This window comes from Pseudomonas shahriarae (genome assembly GCF_014268455.2).
GTDB classification, from domain to species: Bacteria; Pseudomonadota; Gammaproteobacteria; order Pseudomonadales; family Pseudomonadaceae; genus Aquipseudomonas; species Aquipseudomonas shahriarae.
This window is the reverse complement of sequence record NZ_CP077085.1, coordinates 4,971,375-4,986,520: the sequence shown is the minus strand read 5'-3', so window position 1 is coordinate 4,986,520 and position 15,146 is coordinate 4,971,375. Positions and strand designations below refer to the sequence as shown.

The 15,146-nt window shown below is 58.8% G+C and carries 16 protein-coding genes; 7 read left to right on the top strand and 9 right to left on the bottom strand.

The annotated features are described in order from the left end of the window. Positions 1 to 23: 23 nt before the first annotated feature. Positions 24 to 878 (bottom strand): MIP/aquaporin family protein, encoded by an 855-nt coding sequence (locus HU773_RS22280; protein WP_057958602.1) that lies wholly within the window; start codon positions 876 to 878, stop codon positions 24 to 26. A gap of 371 nt (positions 879 to 1,249) precedes the next feature. On the opposite strand from HU773_RS22280, the gene ybaK reads away from it, so the two are divergent. After that, complete coding sequence (ybaK, locus tag HU773_RS22275) at positions 1,250 to 1,720, top strand: Cys-tRNA(Pro) deacylase (RefSeq protein WP_057438370.1); 471 nt, start codon at positions 1,250 to 1,252, stop codon at positions 1,718 to 1,720. A 159-nt stretch (positions 1,721 to 1,879) separates the two neighbouring features. Here ybaK and HU773_RS22270 read toward each other — a convergent pair whose 3' ends face one another. After that, a complete protein-coding gene (locus tag HU773_RS22270) occupies positions 1,880 to 2,989 on the bottom strand; it encodes an ABC transporter ATP-binding protein (RefSeq protein ID WP_057958603.1) in 1,110 nt (369 codons plus the stop codon). Next, positions 2,986 to 3,906: an ornithine carbamoyltransferase gene (gene argF, locus HU773_RS22265; protein WP_115128901.1), complete on the bottom strand. Its 921-nt coding sequence runs from the start codon at positions 3,904 to 3,906 to the stop codon at positions 2,986 to 2,988. The genes HU773_RS22270 and argF overlap by 4 nt, the downstream gene beginning before the upstream one ends. 435 nt (positions 3,907 to 4,341) lie before the next feature. Between argF and HU773_RS22260 the strand changes: the two genes are divergently transcribed. Next, positions 4,342 to 6,450 (top strand): molybdopterin oxidoreductase family protein, encoded by a 2,109-nt coding sequence (locus tag HU773_RS22260; protein ID WP_120734086.1) that lies wholly within the window; start codon positions 4,342 to 4,344, stop codon positions 6,448 to 6,450. A gap of 103 nt (positions 6,451 to 6,553) precedes the next feature. Further along, the gene (grxD, locus tag HU773_RS22255; protein WP_032858447.1) at positions 6,554 to 6,892 is read left to right on the top strand and encodes a Grx4 family monothiol glutaredoxin; all 339 of its coding nucleotides are present in this window, start codon (positions 6,554 to 6,556) and stop codon (positions 6,890 to 6,892) included. A 66-nt stretch (positions 6,893 to 6,958) separates the two neighbouring features. On the opposite strand, the gene bfr is transcribed toward grxD, so the two are convergent. Continuing rightward, entirely contained in the window at positions 6,959 to 7,429 is a 471-nt protein-coding gene (gene bfr / locus HU773_RS22250) for a bacterioferritin (protein ID WP_057439332.1), read from the bottom strand. Between the two features lie 201 nt (positions 7,430 to 7,630). Further along, positions 7,631 to 7,849 (bottom strand): bacterioferritin-associated ferredoxin, encoded by a 219-nt coding sequence (locus tag HU773_RS22245; protein ID WP_057958606.1) that lies wholly within the window; start codon positions 7,847 to 7,849, stop codon positions 7,631 to 7,633. A 235-nt stretch (positions 7,850 to 8,084) separates the two neighbouring features. Here HU773_RS22245 and HU773_RS22240 point away from each other — a divergent pair, with 235 nt between their 5' ends. Beyond that, on the top strand, positions 8,085 to 8,687 hold the full coding sequence (locus HU773_RS22240; RefSeq protein ID WP_003172097.1) for a peroxiredoxin: 603 nt from the start codon (positions 8,085 to 8,087) through the stop codon (positions 8,685 to 8,687). A 70-nt stretch (positions 8,688 to 8,757) separates the two neighbouring features. On the opposite strand, the gene rnt is transcribed toward HU773_RS22240, so the two are convergent. Beyond that, positions 8,758 to 9,429: a ribonuclease T gene (rnt, locus tag HU773_RS22235; protein ID WP_057958607.1), complete on the bottom strand. Its 672-nt coding sequence runs from the start codon at positions 9,427 to 9,429 to the stop codon at positions 8,758 to 8,760. Beyond that, complete coding sequence (gene pyrC, locus HU773_RS22230) at positions 9,426 to 10,472, bottom strand: dihydroorotase (RefSeq protein WP_120734085.1); 1,047 nt, start codon at positions 10,470 to 10,472, stop codon at positions 9,426 to 9,428. The genes rnt and pyrC overlap by 4 nt, the downstream gene beginning before the upstream one ends. A 156-nt stretch (positions 10,473 to 10,628) precedes the next feature. Here pyrC and HU773_RS22225 point away from each other — a divergent pair, with 156 nt between their 5' ends. The 3 genes from HU773_RS22225 (at position 10,629) to HU773_RS22215 (ending at position 14,146) form a co-directional block, all read left to right on the top strand. Then, positions 10,629 to 11,537, top strand: coding sequence for a flagellar protein MotY (locus HU773_RS22225; RefSeq protein ID WP_057439335.1), 909 nt, complete (start codon positions 10,629 to 10,631; stop codon positions 11,535 to 11,537). Between the two features lie 129 nt (positions 11,538 to 11,666). Further along, positions 11,667 to 12,884 carry an argininosuccinate synthase gene (locus HU773_RS22220; RefSeq protein WP_029295244.1) on the top strand — a complete coding sequence of 406 codons (1,218 nt, stop codon included), beginning with the start codon at positions 11,667 to 11,669 and terminating at the stop codon, positions 12,882 to 12,884. Between the two features lie 629 nt (positions 12,885 to 13,513). Then, positions 13,514 to 14,146: a response regulator transcription factor gene (locus HU773_RS22215; protein ID WP_032858436.1), complete on the top strand. Its 633-nt coding sequence runs from the start codon at positions 13,514 to 13,516 to the stop codon at positions 14,144 to 14,146. A 61-nt stretch (positions 14,147 to 14,207) separates the two neighbouring features. Here HU773_RS22215 and HU773_RS22210 read toward each other — a convergent pair whose 3' ends face one another. Beyond that, complete coding sequence (locus HU773_RS22210; protein ID WP_057439336.1) at positions 14,208 to 14,390, bottom strand: PA3496 family putative envelope integrity protein; 183 nt, start codon at positions 14,388 to 14,390, stop codon at positions 14,208 to 14,210. A 107-nt stretch (positions 14,391 to 14,497) separates the two neighbouring features. Continuing rightward, complete coding sequence (nth, locus tag HU773_RS22205; RefSeq protein ID WP_186625556.1) at positions 14,498 to 15,136, bottom strand: endonuclease III; 639 nt, start codon at positions 15,134 to 15,136, stop codon at positions 14,498 to 14,500. Positions 15,137 to 15,146: the final 10 nt, after the last annotated feature.

Below are 15,146 nucleotides of genomic sequence, written 5' to 3'. Positions count from 1 at the left end.
CAGAAGGGCTCAGGCTACCGCTTTCAAGAAGTTCGGGTGTTGCCGCTGGTGGCGGTTTCGGCTGCATCAGTTGTAGCAGCTGCGGCGTTGGGCAGATGGCGGGCAATCAACCCGCGATAGGCCGCAGCGCCGAGGCAGGCACCGACAATCGGTGCAATGATCGGAATCAGGACGTAAGGAATATCGCGCCCGCCGGTGAAAGCCATTTCACCCCAACCGGCGAAAAAGGTCATCAGCTTGGGGCCGAAATCCCGAGCCGGATTCATCGCAAACCCGGTCAGCGGGCCCATGGCGCTGCCGATCACGGCGATCAGCAAGCCGATCAACAGCGGGGCCAGGGGGCCGCGGGGCAAGCCGTTATTGTCGTCGGTCAGGGCCATGATCACGCCCATCAGGATCGCGGTGATGACCATTTCCACCAGGAACGCCTGGGCCGTATTCAGCAGGGCGTGCGGGTAGGTGGAGAACACCGAGGCCAGTTCCAGGCTGGCTGCGGAGCCACGAACCATCTGGTGAGTTTGTTCGTAATCGAAAAACAGGTTGCTGTAGAGCGTGTAGACCAGCGCGGCGGAGCAAAAGGCGCCGGCAACCTGGGCGATGATATAGAAGGGCAGTTTGCGCTTGTCGAAATCGGCAAAGATGCACAGCGCGATACTGACGGCTGGATTGAGATGAGCCCCGGAAATGCCGGCGCTCAGGTAGATCGCCATGCTCACGCCGATCCCCCAGATGATGCTGATTTCCCACAGGCCAAAGCTGGCACCCGCGACCTTGAGCGCAGCGACGCAACCGGTACCGAAGAAGATCAGCAACGCGGTGCCGAGGAACTCGGCCATGCATTGGCTGGAGAGTGAAGGCTGTTGAAGAGCAGTTGTCATTGAAAACCTCGATTTTTTTTCTTGTCTGGCGCTGTGCCACAACGGGCGATGCGCGATTTTCACCGTGGTCAGGATCCCCATCCTGCTCACGGCTTACTGCTCGGACACTGTGGATAGATTCTTACAGTATTCGGAAACGAAAAAATATAGACAAGAAACGCCGCTGTCAAAGGTCGAAAGTGAACGGTTGGTCATTTTCAAACTATTCGCGTGATGAATGATCTCGGCAACCCATCGGCGGGGCTGGCGGCAAGCGTGGCCAGGATCTGCGCGGATTCGTCGCACGACCCCCTGCACTAGAGCGTTTTGCCTGGGTTTGTCCTAGAATCGGCGGTCTGTTTTTCCACGTTTTCCCCAAGCCTGGAGCCTCCATGACACCTGCATTGGACTTGTTGAAAAAAGTTCGCGCCGAACATCGCATCCACAGTTATGAACATGACCCCAAGGCGGCATCCTATGGCCTGGAGGCCGCGGAAAAGTTGAGCCTCGACCCGGCGCAGGTGTTCAAGACGTTGCTTGCCAGCAGCGAAAAAGGTGAATTATTGGTGGCTGTGGTGCCGGTCGTCGGAAGTCTTGATTTGAAGGCCCTGGCTCACGCGGCGGGCGTAAAGAAAGTCGAGATGGCCGACCCGGCGGCGGCGCAGCGCTCGACCGGTTATTTGTTGGGCGGGATCAGCCCTTTGGGGCAGAAGAAGCGCTTGCGCACCTTCATTGATGTGAGCGCAGAGCCTTTTGCGACAATTTTTGTCAGCGCAGGCAGGAGAGGGTTGGAAGTGGAGTTGGCGGCGGCGGTGTTGGCCGAGCATACCCAGGGTAAATTTGCGCCGATTGGCCGGGCGTGATTTCAAGAACGGTGGAATCAGATGTGGGAGCCAGCCTCTATGGGAGCTGGCTTGCCTGCGATAGCCTCACCTCGCTGTAGCTGATAGCCCGAGGCGCCTGCATCGTGGGCAAGCCCGGCTCCCACACAAGCCCGCTTCCACCTTTTTGACTCGGTTTGTTCAGCCGGCGGTGCTGTAGCGCCGCACACCGGACTCCACCTGCGGGATCTGCGCCGCCGTGCTCCCCGAAGCCTGGAACAACACCAGATGCTCGGCCGCCACGCGGATCCCCACATGTACACCCACCTGATGATCGGCATGGCTGGGGAAAATCGACTCCAGCTGGGCGCCGGTCGGCAACTGCAGGCGGTACAGGGTCGAGGCACCCAGGAAGGTCTTGCCGACGATCAGCGCGTTCAGCGGGCTGTCCGGTGCGTACACGATGTCATCCGGGCGCAGCAACACATCCACCGCGCAGCCGGTTGGCCAGGTATAGGCACGATTGCCGCGCAGCTCGCCCAGTTCGGTAGTGACCGACTCCGGAGTGCTCAATTGGCCACGGATGAAATAACCCTGGCCAATAAAACTCGCGACGTAGGGCGTCAGCGGTTCGTGATAGAGGTTGTAGGGCGTATCCCACTGCTCCAGGCGGCCTTCCTTGAACACGCCGACATGGTCGCTCACCGCAAAGGCTTCTTCCTGGTCATGGGTCACCAGGATCGCACTGGTGCCACGGGCCTTGAGGATGTCGCGCACTTCATGGCTGAGCTTGCGCCGCAGTTCGCCGTCGAGGTTGGAGAACGGCTCGTCCAGCAACAGCAATTGCGGTTCCGGCGCCAGAGCACGGGCCAGGGCCACGCGCTGTTGTTGGCCACCGGACAGTTCGTGGGGGAAGCGCTTGCCCAGGTTCTTCAGGTTGACCAGCTCCAGCAGTTCGGCGACCACCCGCTCTTTGTGCGGGTGTTTGCGAATGCCGAAGCCGATATTGTCGGCCACGCTCAGATGTGGAAACAGCGCGTAGTCCTGGAACACCATGCCAATGCGACGCTTCTCTGGGGCCAGGGTAAAGCCGGCGCTGGAGATCACTTCGCCAGCCAGGTTGATCTCGCCTTCGTGCACCGGCTCAAACCCGGCAATCGCCCGTAGGGTGGTGGTCTTGCCGCAGCCCGAGGAGCCCAGCAGGCAACCGATATCTCCAGCGTTGAGGTGCAGGTTGAGATTCTGCACCACCCGTTGGTCCTGATAGCCGCATGCCAGATTGCGCAGGTTCAGCAGAAGTGGCTGGCTCATGCGTGGTGATACGCCGGTGGGACCAGGAATTCCAGCAGGGCCTTCTGCGCATGCAGGCGGTTTTCTGCCTGGTCCCAGGCGACGGAGCGCGGGTCGTCCAACAGGTCGAGGCTGATTTCTTCGCCGCGATGGGCCGGCAGGCAGTGCATGAACAGCGCATCCGGGGCGGCGAGGTCGAGCAATTCACGGGTGACTTGATAAGGCGCGAACAGGGCCAGGCGCTTGGCGGTCTCGTCTTCCTGGCCCATGGAGGTCCAGACGTCGGTGCTCACCAGGTGCGCGCCGATCACCGCGTCTTTCGGGTCGCGCACGATTTGCACGCGGGCGTCGGCCTTGGCCAGGAATTCGGCGCTCGGCTCGTAGCCCTCGGGGCAGGCGATGCGCAGGTGGAAGTCGAACTGGATCGCCGCTTCTATATAGCTGTTGCACATATTGTTGCCATCGCCGATCCAGGCCACAGTCTTGCCCTGGATCGAGCCGCGATGTTCGAGGAACGTCTGCATATCGGCGAGCAACTGGCACGGATGCAGGTCGTCGGACAGCCCGTTGATCACCGGCACTCGCGAGTTGGCGGCAAATTCAGTCAGGGTGCTGTGGGCGAAGGTACGGATCATCACCGCATCGAGCATGCGTGACATGACGATGGCGCAATCGCTGATCGGCTCGCCACGGCCCAGTTGGGTATCCCGAGGCGACAGGAAAATCGCCTGGCCGCCGAGCTGGATCATGCCGGCTTCGAAGGACAGGCGGGTACGGGTGGACGACTTCTCGAAAATCATCCCGAGTACACGGTTTTTCAAAGGCTCGAACAGTACGCCGCGATTACGCAGGTCTTTAAGCTCAATGCCTCGACGGATCACGCTGACCAGCTCTTCGGGCGTGCAATCCATCAGGGAGAGAAAGTGCCTTGCGCTCATCATTAACTACCTTTTTGCAACAGACCGCAGATACTCAAAGCCTTGTTTATTGTGACAACGGGCGAGACCTGCGGCGAAAGCCGCACGGGGCGACGAAATAGGGGAAGGCGCGATATTGACATTAAATGTCGCGTCTTACCAATAGGCTACGGTTTTTTAGGGGTGTTCAAAGGGGCGGGAATTGCACTTTTGAGGCCTGTTTACGGACAGCAGCGGGTCATTTGTACACTGGCGCCGCGACCTTTTGCAATGTGTGATGGCGGCCCCGGGCCAGGTTGCGTCGGTTTCTGGGGCGGTGTGGGCGGTTTCTGAAACATTTGCTCATGCTTGCCCATGGTCTGGCCTGATGCCCATTGATTCACGGGGCGAACGATGCTGGTGCCGCCGCTGGCCGCAGCCCATAGTCAGGCCAAAGCCCTAATAAAGAGACTGGCCATGACCAAGACTCTCCATCACCGTGCCTGCCACCTGTGCGAAGCCATTTGCGGCCTGACCCTGGAAACCACCACCTCGGATGATGGCAGCATTGCCATCACCTCGATCAAAGGGGACGCCCAGGATACCTTCAGCCGTGGCCATATCTGCCCCAAGGCCGTGGCCCTACAGGATATCCAGAACGATCCCGATCGCCTGCACCAGCCGATGTTGCGGGTGGGCAGCGAGTGGCAGCCGATCCCCTGGGACGAGGCGTTCGCCCTGGTGGCCGAACGGCTGGCGGGGATCCAGGCGCGGCATGGGCAGAATGCGGTGGCGGTGTACCAGGGCAATCCCAGTGTGCATAACTACGGCTTGATGACCCACAGCAACTACTTCCTCGGGCAGTTGAAGACGCGCAATCGCTTCTCCGCGACGTCGGTAGACCAACTGCCCCATCACCTCACCAGCCACCTGATGTACGGCCATGGCCTGTTGCTGCCCATCCCGGATATCGACCAGACCGACTTCATGTTGATCCTGGGCGGCAATCCACTGGCCTCCAATGGCAGCATCATGACCGTGCCGGACGTGGAGAAACGTCTGAAAGCCATTCAGGCACGGGGCGGCAAAGTGGTGGTGGTCGACCCCCGACGCAGTGAAACGGCGGCCATGGCCGACCAGCACCTGTTTGTGCGCCCCGGCGGGGATGCGGCGTTGCTGTTCGGGCTACTCAACACATTGTTTAGTGAGCACCTGACCCGCGACAGCCATTTGCCGGTGGACGGCCTGGAGGAGGTGCGCCGGGCCGTCGCAGGTTTTACCGCCGAGGCCATGAGCGCCCACTGCGCGGTGCCGGCCGAGCAGATCCGCCAGTTGGCGCGGGATTTTGCGGCGGCAGACAAGGCGGTCTGCTATGGGCGGATGGGGGTATCGACCCAGGCGTTCGGTACTCTTTGTCACTGGCTGGTGCAGTTGATCAACCTGGTCACCGATAATCTGGACCGGGTAGGGGGCGCCTTGTGCACCGAACCGGCGGTGGACCTGGTGGCCGCCACGTCTGGTGGGCACTTCAACCGTTGGCAGAGCCGGGTGTCCGGGCGTCCCGAATACAGTGGCGAGCTACCGGTGTCGGCCCTGGCCGAAGAAATGCTCACCGAGGGCGAAGGACAAATCCGTGCGCTGGTGACAGTGGCCGGCAACCCGGTGTTGTCCACCCCCAACGGACGCCAATTGGAGCAGGCCCTGGACGGTCTGGAGTTCATGGTCAGCGTGGACCTGTATATCAACGAAACCACGCGCTATGCCGACCTGATCCTGCCATCGACCTCGGCCCTGGAGAACGATCACTACGACACCACCTTCAATATGTTTGCAGTGCGTAACGTCACGCGCTTCAACCGGGCGATCCTGCCCAAGCCCGAGGGCGCGTTGCACGACTGGGAGATTTTTGTCGGGCTGGCCCAGGCGTTTGCGGCCCGCACTGGCAACCCGCTCAAGCCAACCCTGGCGCCGGCGCAGATGATTGACCTGGGCCTGCGGGCCGGGGCCTATGGCGATGCTTCCTCGCACAAGCTGTCGGTGGCGATGCTGGCCGAGCATCCCCATGGCCTGGACCTGGGACCGCTGAAGGCCAACCTGGCGGGACGCTTGAAAACCGCCAATGGTCGGGTGCAGGCGGCGCCAGCAGTGATCCTCGCGGACCTGGCGCGGTTTGCCGCATTGCCGTTGCCCAAGGTTGATGAGTTGCTGCTGATCGGCCGCCGGCACGTGCGCAGCAACAATTCGTGGATGCATAACTATCACCGGCTGGTGAAGGGCAAGCCGCGGCATCAGTTGCTGATGCACCCGGATGACCTCGCCAGTCGCCAACTGAGTGACGGCCAGCGCGTGCGGGTCAGTTCGCGGATCGGCATGATCGAGGTCCACGTACTGGCCAGCCTGGAGATGATGCCCGGCGTGGTCAGCCTGCCCCACGGCTGGGGTCATGACCGGCCGGGTGTGCAGATGAGTATTGCCAGCGCGCAGCCGGGGGCGAGTGCCAACGACCTGACGGATGAGCGTCAGTTGGACGAACTGTCAGGTAACGCGGCGTTGAACGGCGTGCCGGTGCAGGTCGCGGCGGCGTGACGCAGTGAGTCTGTCGGGGAGCCCGAGCACCACGCTGGGATTTTGCGTTACAATGCGCCACCGTGCCGACCTGTGAGTCGCAAAGTTCCAGCCGAGGTGTTCCATGGATATCATCGAAACGATTAAAGAGCAGATTGCTAACAACACCATTCTGCTTTACATGAAGGGCGCACCGAATGCCCCGCAGTGCGGCTTCTCCGCGAAGGCCTCCCAGGCCGTCATGCAGTGTGGCGAAAAGTTCGCTTACGTCGATATCCTGCAAAACCCGGAAATCCGCGCCAATCTGCCGAAGTACGCCAACTGGCCTACTTTCCCACAACTGTGGGTGGCCGGTGAGCTGGTCGGCGGTAGCGACATCATCACCGAAATGGCGGCTGATGGTTCGTTGCAAGCGCTGATCAAGGACGCAGCTGAAAAAGCAGCGGCCAAGACCGAAGCGTAATTCGCGCGCAATAAAAAGCCCCGCTTCTCATTCGAGAGCGGGGCTTTTTTGTGCCTGTTGGCGCGGTTATTCACCCATCTGCGATTGCAGGTAGTTTTCCAGGGTCACTTTGTCGATCAGGCCGATCTGGGTTTCCAGCCAGTCGATATGCTCTTCCTGGTCTTCGAGGATATCTTCCAGCAGTTCGCGGCTGCCGAAGTCGCCCTTGGTCTCGCAATGTGCAATGGCGGCCTTGAGGTCGGCATGGCTCTTGCGCTCGAAGCCCACATCGCTGTTGAGCATTTCCAGGGTGTGCTCGCCGATGTTCAGCTTGCCCAGGTCCTGGACGTTCGGCAGACCTTCGAGGAACAGGATGCGCTTGATCAGCGCGTCTGCGTCCTTCATGGCCTTGATCGACTCTTTGTACTCACGCTTGCCGAGCTTTTCCAGGCCCCAATCGTCATACATGCGTGCATGCAGGAAATACTGATTGATCGCGACCAGTTCATTGGCAAGGATTTTGTTGAGTTGCTGGATGACTGAGATGTCGCCTTTCATGATTGGGGTCCTGCCCTGTATTCGTTGTATATAAGGCGGAGTTTGAGCTGCACAACTACTAGTGTCAAACCTAAGTTATTGAATAATAAATGAAAATTAATCGGAATAAGAATGTTTGTGTTCCGCGTCTTGGCGCTAACTATTTGAATTACAGGCATAAAAAAACCGGACGCTAAGTCCGGTTCTTTAAAACACGCCACTTCAGGCGTGTGTAAATTCTGCCGAGTAGGGAATCGCGGCCTGGGCTGTTTGCAGCGATGTCAGGGTTTCCCGTACCACTTGCTTGGCAAGGCAGGCACATTTGCCACATTGGCTGGCAACGCCGGTGGTTTCACGCACTTCCTTGTAGCTGCAGCAACCTTCATAGATCGCTTCGCGGATTTGTCCGTCGGTGACGCCAGTGCAGAGGCAGACATACATAAGGGAGAACCATCGCGGTTTAAGGCTTAAGTGCGATGGATCTTAATGTTAACGAGAATGATTGTCAAAGTGCTTTCTCAAACCTTTGCCCGCCGTGGGCCCCTCACTGACGAACGGCTTTTTTCAGGTATGATGGTCGGTCTTTACGAAGCGTGATCGCGTCACAGGCCTGTCGTCAATTCACGGCAGACTCAGGGGCGGTCCATTTACTTCAATTACCATCAGGAGATAACCAATGAGTGTACTCGTCGGCAAACAAGCCCCGGATTTCGACGTACCTGCCGTCCTCGGCAATGGCGAAATCGTTGACAGCTTCAAGCTGTCTGAAGCCATCAAAGGCAAATACGGCCTGGTGTTCTTCTACCCGCTGGACTTCACTTTCGTCTGCCCATCCGAGCTGATCGCCCTGGATCACCGCATGGACGACTTCAAGGCACGTAACGTTGAAGTGGTTGCCGTGTCCATCGACTCCCATTTCACCCACAACGCCTGGCGCAACACTGCCATCAATGATGGCGGCATCGGCAAAGTCAAATACACCATGGCTGCCGACATGAAGCACGACATCGCCAAGGCCTACGACGTTGAGTCCGAAGGCGGCGTGGCTTTCCGTGGCGCGTTCCTGATCGACGACAAGGGCGTTGTGCGCTCGCAGATCATCAACGACCTGCCGCTGGGCCGTAACATGGAAGAGCTGATCCGCCTGGTCGACGCTCTGCAATTCCACGAAGAGCACGGCGAAGTCTGCCCAGCCAACTGGAAAAAAGGCGACAAAGGCATGAACGCTTCGCCAGAAGGCGTTGCGGCTTACCTGACCGAGAACGCTGGCAAGCTGTAAGCCAGATTCGCGGTAAAAAAAACCGGCCTGAGAGGGCCGGTTTTTTTATGCGTGGGATTTAGCGACCTGATCAGTCGCTGAAATCTTCCCAGCCGCCCATCTGCTTCCAGCGGTTGACGATGCCGCAGAACAGATCGGCAGTCTTCTCGGTGTCGTAGCGAGCCGAGTGGGCTTCACGACCGTCGAAGTCGATACCGGCAGCCTGGCATGCCTTGGCCAGTACGGTCTGGCCATAAGCCAGGCCAGCCAGGGTCGCGGTGTCGAAGCTGGAGAACGGGTGGAACGGGTTGCGCTTCATGTCCAGGCGCGCCACGGCGGCGTTGAGGAAGCCCAGGTCGAAACTGCTGTTGTGGCCGACCAGGATCGCGCGTTTGCAGCCGTTGGCCTTCAGGGCCTTGCGAACGCCACGGAAGATGTCGGTCAATGCCGCTTCTTCGCTGACGGCCATGCGCAACGGATGGTCGAGCTTGATTCCGGTGAACTCCAGGGCCGCCGCTTCGATGTTGGCACCTTCAAAAGGCTCGACGCGGAAGAAATGGGTGTGTTCTGGATACACAAAGCCTTGTTCGTCCATGCCGATGGTAGTCGCGGCAATTTCCAGCAGCGCATCGGTGGCGCAATTGAAACCGCCGGTTTCTACGTCGATAACGACAGGCAGATAGCCGCGAAAACGCTCGGCCATCGGGTGGCGCGAACCGCCGCCACTGTGTTCCTGTTCGTCGTCGTAATGGTCTTCACTCACGTGTGTTCCTCCAGCAGGCGCCAGCGCAGTGTTTCACCGGCGCGCAGCGGGATAACGGTCAGCTCGCCAAATGGCAGGCTGGTGGGGGCGGTCCAGTCTTCACGGACCAGGGTAATGCGGTCGGTATTCGCCGGCAGGCCGTAGAAGCGCGGGCCATTGAGGCTGGCGAAGGCCTCGAGTTTGTCCAGGGCGTTGCGTGCCTCGAAAGCCTCGGCGTACAGCTCGATCGCCGCATAGGCGGTGTAACAGCCGGCACAGCCGCAGGCAGCTTCCTTGGCGTGCTGGGCGTGGGGGGCCGAGTCGGTACCGAGGAAGAACTTCGCATTGCCACTGGTGGCGGCATCGAGCAGTGCCTCCTGGTGGGTGTTGCGCTTGAGGATCGGCAGGCAATAGAAGTGCGGCCGGATCCCGCCCACCAGCATGTGGTTGCGGTTGTAAAGCAGGTGATGCGCGGTGATGGTCGCGCCAACGTTGGCCGAAGCTTCGGTGACGAATTGCACGGCGTCGGCAGTGGTGATGTGCTCGAACACCACCTTGAGGGTCGGGAACAGCTCGACCACACGGCGCATGTGTTCGTCGATGAAGATCTTCTCGCGATCGAACACATCGACATCACCACGGGTGACTTCACCGTGGATCAGCAGCGGCATGCCCACTTCGGCCATGGCTTCGATGGCGGGCAGGATCTTGTCGATACTGGTCACGCCGGAGTCGGAGTTGGTCGTGGCGCCGGCCGGGTACAGCTTGGCGGCATGCACGTAACCGCTGGCCTTGGCCTCGCGGATTTCTGCGGGCTGGGTGCGGTCGGTCAGGTAGAGCACCATCAACGGTTCAAAGCGGCTGCCGGCCGGTCGTGCAGCGAGGATGCGCTGGCGATAGGCGTCGGCTTCTGCGGCATTGCGCACCGGAGGTACCAGGTTAGGCATGATGATGGCACGGCCAAACGTGCGCGCTACATCAGCCACGGTTTGGGGCAACGCAGCACCATCGCGAAGATGAATATGCCAGTCGTCGGGACGCAGCAGGGTCAGGCGGTCGGACATTGGGGATTCCAGGCGGGTCAATCTGGTGGGAATGCTACCGGAAAAGACTCTTGCAGGCACTCGCTATCAAGTTTTGCAGGGCGCGACCGATATCCCTGGGTATGCCTTAACGATGTATGACGCCTTGTTGTGTTGTAGAAACCAGTGGAGCCGCCCGTGCGCCAGCAATATCTAGCCCTGCTCAGCGTGTTCGCCAGCCTGCCTGCGATGGCCCTGACCTTCCAGACGCGCCTGGAAAATATCGAGTGGAAGGTGGAAGGCGACAAGTTCGAGTGCCGCCTGAGCCAGCCGATCGCCGATTTTGGTTCGGGTGAGTTCGTGCGCCGGGCCGGCGAGCAGGCGACATTTCGCTTGAAAGCCTACAACAGCGCGCTGGGCGTCGGCTCCGCAACACTCTTGGCGGCGGCGGCGCCGTGGCAGCCGGGGCGCGGTGATATCAACCTCGGAGCGGTGCGTGCGGGCAGCGGCGATGTGCTGTTCAACAGCTCCCAGGCCCAGGCCGGGCGCCTGTTCAATGGCTTGCTCGATGGTCGCAGCCCGACTGTGCGCCACTATTCCCGGGATGGCGGCTATTCGGAAATCCGCTTGCTGCCGGTGCGCTTCAACAAGGCCTACAGCGATTACCAGTTATGTACTGCGAAATTGCTGCCGATGAATTTCGAGCAGGTCAAACAGGCTGAAGTCGGCTTTCCGGGTGGCGGTATCGACCTCGACCCGGCGGCCAAGGCCAAGCTGTTGGTCATGCTTGAGTTCATCAAGGCCGACCCTACGGTCAACCATATCGAACTGGACGGCCATTCGGATAACAGCGGCAATCGCCTGACCAATCGCGACCTGTCCCGGCGTCGAGGCCTGGCGGTGATGGACTTCTTCAAGGCCAATGGCATTCCCGAATCGCAGATCGTCCTGCGCTTCCACGGCGAGCGCTATCCGCTGGTGCCCAATACCAACCCGGCCAACCGGGCGAAGAACCGGCGGGTGAATATCCATCTCGACCGGGTGCCAGCCCCCGAGAAACCGGCACCCCAGGCCACCGCCCCGGCGAATGCGGCGGCGACCTCGTAGGCATCGGCCACTCGTCGCTCGCCCGACATAATCTGTCGCTTTATCTTCATTTGCTGTCGCGCCCCTGTAATTTCACGGTTTTGATCGGTAGAATCGACGCCTTTCCGTAAAACCCCGTGGAGTGATGGCATGGCCGACGTAAACAAGGTCGTTCTCGCGTATTCCGGCGGCCTGGACACTTCGGTGATCCTCAAGTGGCTGCAGGATACTTATAACTGTGAAGTGGTGACCTTTACCGCTGACCTGGGTCAGGGCGAAGAGGTCGAACCTGCACGAGCCAAGGCGCAAGCCATGGGCGTCAAAGAGATCTACATTGACGACCTGCGCGAAGAATTCGTCCGCGATTTCGTTTTCCCGATGTTCCGCGCCAACACCGTCTACGAAGGCGAGTACCTGCTGGGTACTTCCATCGCACGTCCGCTGATTGCCAAGCGCCTGATCGAAATCGCCAACGAAACCGGCGCTGACGCCATTTCCCATGGCGCCACCGGCAAAGGCAACGACCAGGTGCGTTTCGAACTGGGCGCCTATGCCCTGAAGCCTGGCGTGAAAGTGATTGCTCCTTGGCGTGAATGGGACCTGCTGTCCCGTGAAAAACTGATGGATTACGCTGAAAAGCACGCCATCCCGATCGAACGCCATGGCAAGAAGAAGTCCCCGTACTCGATGGACGCCAACCTCCTGCACATCTCCTATGAAGGCGGCGTGCTGGAAGACACCTGGACCGAGCACGAAGAAGACATGTGGAAATGGACCGTCTCCCCGGAGAACGCTCCTGACAAGCCGCAGTACCTGGAACTGACCTACCGCAACGGCGACATCGTCGCGCTGGACGGCGTCGAAATGACCCCGGCCACCGTACTGGCGACCCTCAACCGTATCGGTGGCGAGCACGGTATCGGCCGTCTGGACATCGTCGAAAACCGTTACGTGGGCATGAAGTCCCGTGGCTGCTACGAAACCCCGGGCGGCACCATCATGCTGCGCGCTCACCGCGCCATCGAGTCCATCACCCTGGACCGTGAAGTGGCTCACCTCAAAGACGAGCTGATGCCTAAATACGCCAGCCTGATCTACACCGGTTACTGGTGGAGCCCTGAGCGTCTGATGCTGCAGCAGATGATCGACGCCTCCCAGGTCCATGTGAACGGTGTGGTGCGCCTGAAGCTGTACAAGGGCAACGTGATCGTCACCGGCCGCAAGTCCGATGAGTCGCTGTTCGATGCCAATATCGCGACCTTTGAAGAAGATGGCGGTGCCTACAACCAGGCTGACGCTGCTGGCTTCATCAAGCTCAACGCACTGCGCATGCGCATTGCGGCCAACAAGGGCCGCAAGTTGTTCTGAAGTACCTGAAGCGTCATAAAGAGTGGCCCCTTGAAAAAGGGGCCATTTTTTTTGTCCGTCATTCAGGAGGTCCGGGTTTTGTTTATCAGTGTTTAATGTCTTGCCGATGTGTTTGGGGCGTTGCTGTTTATTAGTTTTGCTTTTGTTTTTTTGTGTCGGGAAGTTGATGCTTCAGGCATGCAGCCTTGTTTGTGTTTAAAATCATTCGGTTGTTTAGTAGGAAAGAGATGGAGTTCTATTTTATTTGTGGAAATATCTGTCAGATAATTCCAAGTGTTGTTAATGACTGTTGCACCGAGGGAACTTTTTTGCAGGGGCAATGGCCGCGTCGAGGCACGCAGGTCTGGCCCGTGCAAGGGGCATTTCCTGAAAATGGCGTGCGTCATGTTTACTTTTCTAGGGTAAACGGTGCTTTTTTTGCTCAAAATATGTTTGCCCACGGAAAGTTCTGAAAGGCTGAACAATAACCGGCACATCCATAGAGGCGTTTTTTTGTAGGTCTATTCTCATAACTTTGTGGGTTGGGTCTCTGCTTGTCGTTACTTGGGGGGGAGTGCTATGCCAAGGAGGAAACGACTAGGCTATTGTGCTGGCTCTGAATAATTCGAACAGCGAAATTGGACTTGCCCATGAATAAAGTGCTGATCGTGGATGATCATCCCGTCATTCGCCTTGCTGTACGCATGCTAATGGAACGTCATGGTTATGAGGTCGTTGCAGAGACCGATAACGGAGTCGACGCGTTACAACTAGCGCGGGAGCATATGCCGGATATTGTCATCCTGGATATTGGAATTCCCAAACTTGACGGTTTGGAAGTTATTTGTCGCCTGTCTTCCACAAAGCAGGCGCAACCCTTCAAGGTGCTGGTGCTGACCTCCCAGGCACCCGGTCACTTCTCCATGCGCTGCATGCAGGCGGGGGCGGCGGGCTATGTGTGCAAGCAGCAGGACCTTACCGAGCTGCTGAGCGCAATCAAGGCCGTGCTGTCTGGCTACAGCTATTTCCCCAACCAGGCACTCAACTCGGTGCGGTCCACCCAGGGCAATACCAGCGAGGCGGATATGGTCGAACGGCTCTCAGGCCGGGAGATGATGGTGCTACAGCAGTTGGCCCAGGGAAAAACCAACAAAGAAATCGCCGACGGCATGTTCCTCAGCAACAAGACGGTGAGTACCTACAAGACGCGTCTGCTGCTCAAGCTCAATGCCCGGTCCCTGGTGGACCTGATCGAGCTCGCTCAGCGCAACGGCCTGGTTTAAGAAGCAGGGAGCAACAGGCAGGAAAAGCCTCCATCGCGGAGGCTTCTGTGTGATCGTTTGGCTAGAGATCGAAATCGTAATCGGCCAACTGTTTTTGCAGGCGTCGCTCTTCCAGAAGATTGTCGATGGTGCGGCGTTTGCTCAAATTGGTCTTGGCCACTTCTACGGGCGCCTCGGCTACTTCGTCAGTGTCCGTTGCCACAAAGTCATCTTCTACATCCAGTTGTTCTTTGCCAGTGCTCATAAGGTTAACTCCAGGCTAAGACTGCCGTTGGCGCTCCTTATATCGGCAATTGCGCACCGGGTAAAAAAGATTTTTTCAATCGACTCATCAATAAAAGCAATGACGGCTCAATCGTCAGACGTCTTTTCCTTGTATTCACACAGATCCTCGATGCGACAGCTGCCACAACGCGGCTTGCGGGCCTGGCACACATAACGGCCGTGCAGAATCAACCAGTGGTGGGAGTCCAGCAGGTAAGGCTTTGGCACAAATTTCATCAGCTTTTTCTCCACCTCCACCACATTCTTGCCCGGTGCGATCCCTGTGCGGTTACTCACGCGGAAAATATGTGTGTCCACCGCCATGGTCAATTGGCGAAACGCTGTATTGAGCACCACATTGGCCGTCTTGCGTCCCACGCCGGGCAATGCTTCAAGTGCTTCCCGGGTTTGTGGCACTTCGCCGCCATGCAACTCGACCAGCAGTCGGCAGGTTTCTCTGACGTTTTTTGCCTTGCTGTTATACAGGCCAATGGTCTTGATGTACTGCGACAGTCCCTCCACCCCCAGGGCATGGATCGCCGCTGGAGTATTGGCCACCGGAAACAGCTTGGCCGTGGCTTTGTTGACGCCTACATCCGTCGATTGCGCAGACAGGATCACCGCAATCAGCAGCTCGAACGGCGACGAGTAGGCCAGCTCGGTCTTGGGGGCTGGGTTGTCCTCGTGAAACCGACGAAAGATCTCCAGGCGTTTTGCGGCATTCATGGGGCGAGCG

What these genes read in the sequence shown, in the direction of transcription:
- HU773_RS22280 (WP_057958602.1), bottom strand. Translation starts at nt 878, where the DNA reads ATGACAACTGCTCTTCAACAGCCTTCACTCTCCAGCCAATGCATGGCC.
- ybaK (WP_057438370.1), top strand. Translation starts at nt 1,250, where the DNA reads ATGACACCTGCATTGGACTTGTTGAAAAAAGTTCGCGCCGAACATCGC.
- HU773_RS22270 (WP_057958603.1), bottom strand. Translation starts at nt 2,989, where the DNA reads ATGAGCCAGCCACTTCTGCTGAACCTGCGCAATCTGGCATGCGGCTAT.
- argF (WP_115128901.1), bottom strand. Translation starts at nt 3,906, where the DNA reads ATGAGCGCAAGGCACTTTCTCTCCCTGATGGATTGCACGCCCGAAGAG.
- HU773_RS22260 (WP_120734086.1), top strand. Translation starts at nt 4,342, where the DNA reads ATGACCAAGACTCTCCATCACCGTGCCTGCCACCTGTGCGAAGCCATT.
- grxD (WP_032858447.1), top strand. Translation starts at nt 6,554, where the DNA reads ATGGATATCATCGAAACGATTAAAGAGCAGATTGCTAACAACACCATT.
- bfr (WP_057439332.1), bottom strand. Translation starts at nt 7,429, where the DNA reads ATGAAAGGCGACATCTCAGTCATCCAGCAACTCAACAAAATCCTTGCC.
- HU773_RS22245 (WP_057958606.1), bottom strand. Translation starts at nt 7,849, where the DNA reads ATGTATGTCTGCCTCTGCACTGGCGTCACCGACGGACAAATCCGCGAA.
- HU773_RS22240 (WP_003172097.1), top strand. Translation starts at nt 8,085, where the DNA reads ATGAGTGTACTCGTCGGCAAACAAGCCCCGGATTTCGACGTACCTGCC.
- pyrC (WP_120734085.1), bottom strand. Translation starts at nt 10,472, where the DNA reads ATGTCCGACCGCCTGACCCTGCTGCGTCCCGACGACTGGCATATTCAT.
- HU773_RS22220 (WP_029295244.1), top strand. Translation starts at nt 11,667, where the DNA reads ATGGCCGACGTAAACAAGGTCGTTCTCGCGTATTCCGGCGGCCTGGAC.
- HU773_RS22215 (WP_032858436.1), top strand. Translation starts at nt 13,514, where the DNA reads ATGAATAAAGTGCTGATCGTGGATGATCATCCCGTCATTCGCCTTGCT.
- HU773_RS22210 (WP_057439336.1), bottom strand. Translation starts at nt 14,390, where the DNA reads ATGAGCACTGGCAAAGAACAACTGGATGTAGAAGATGACTTTGTGGCA.
- nth (WP_186625556.1), bottom strand. Translation starts at nt 15,136, where the DNA reads ATGAATGCCGCAAAACGCCTGGAGATCTTTCGTCGGTTTCACGAGGAC.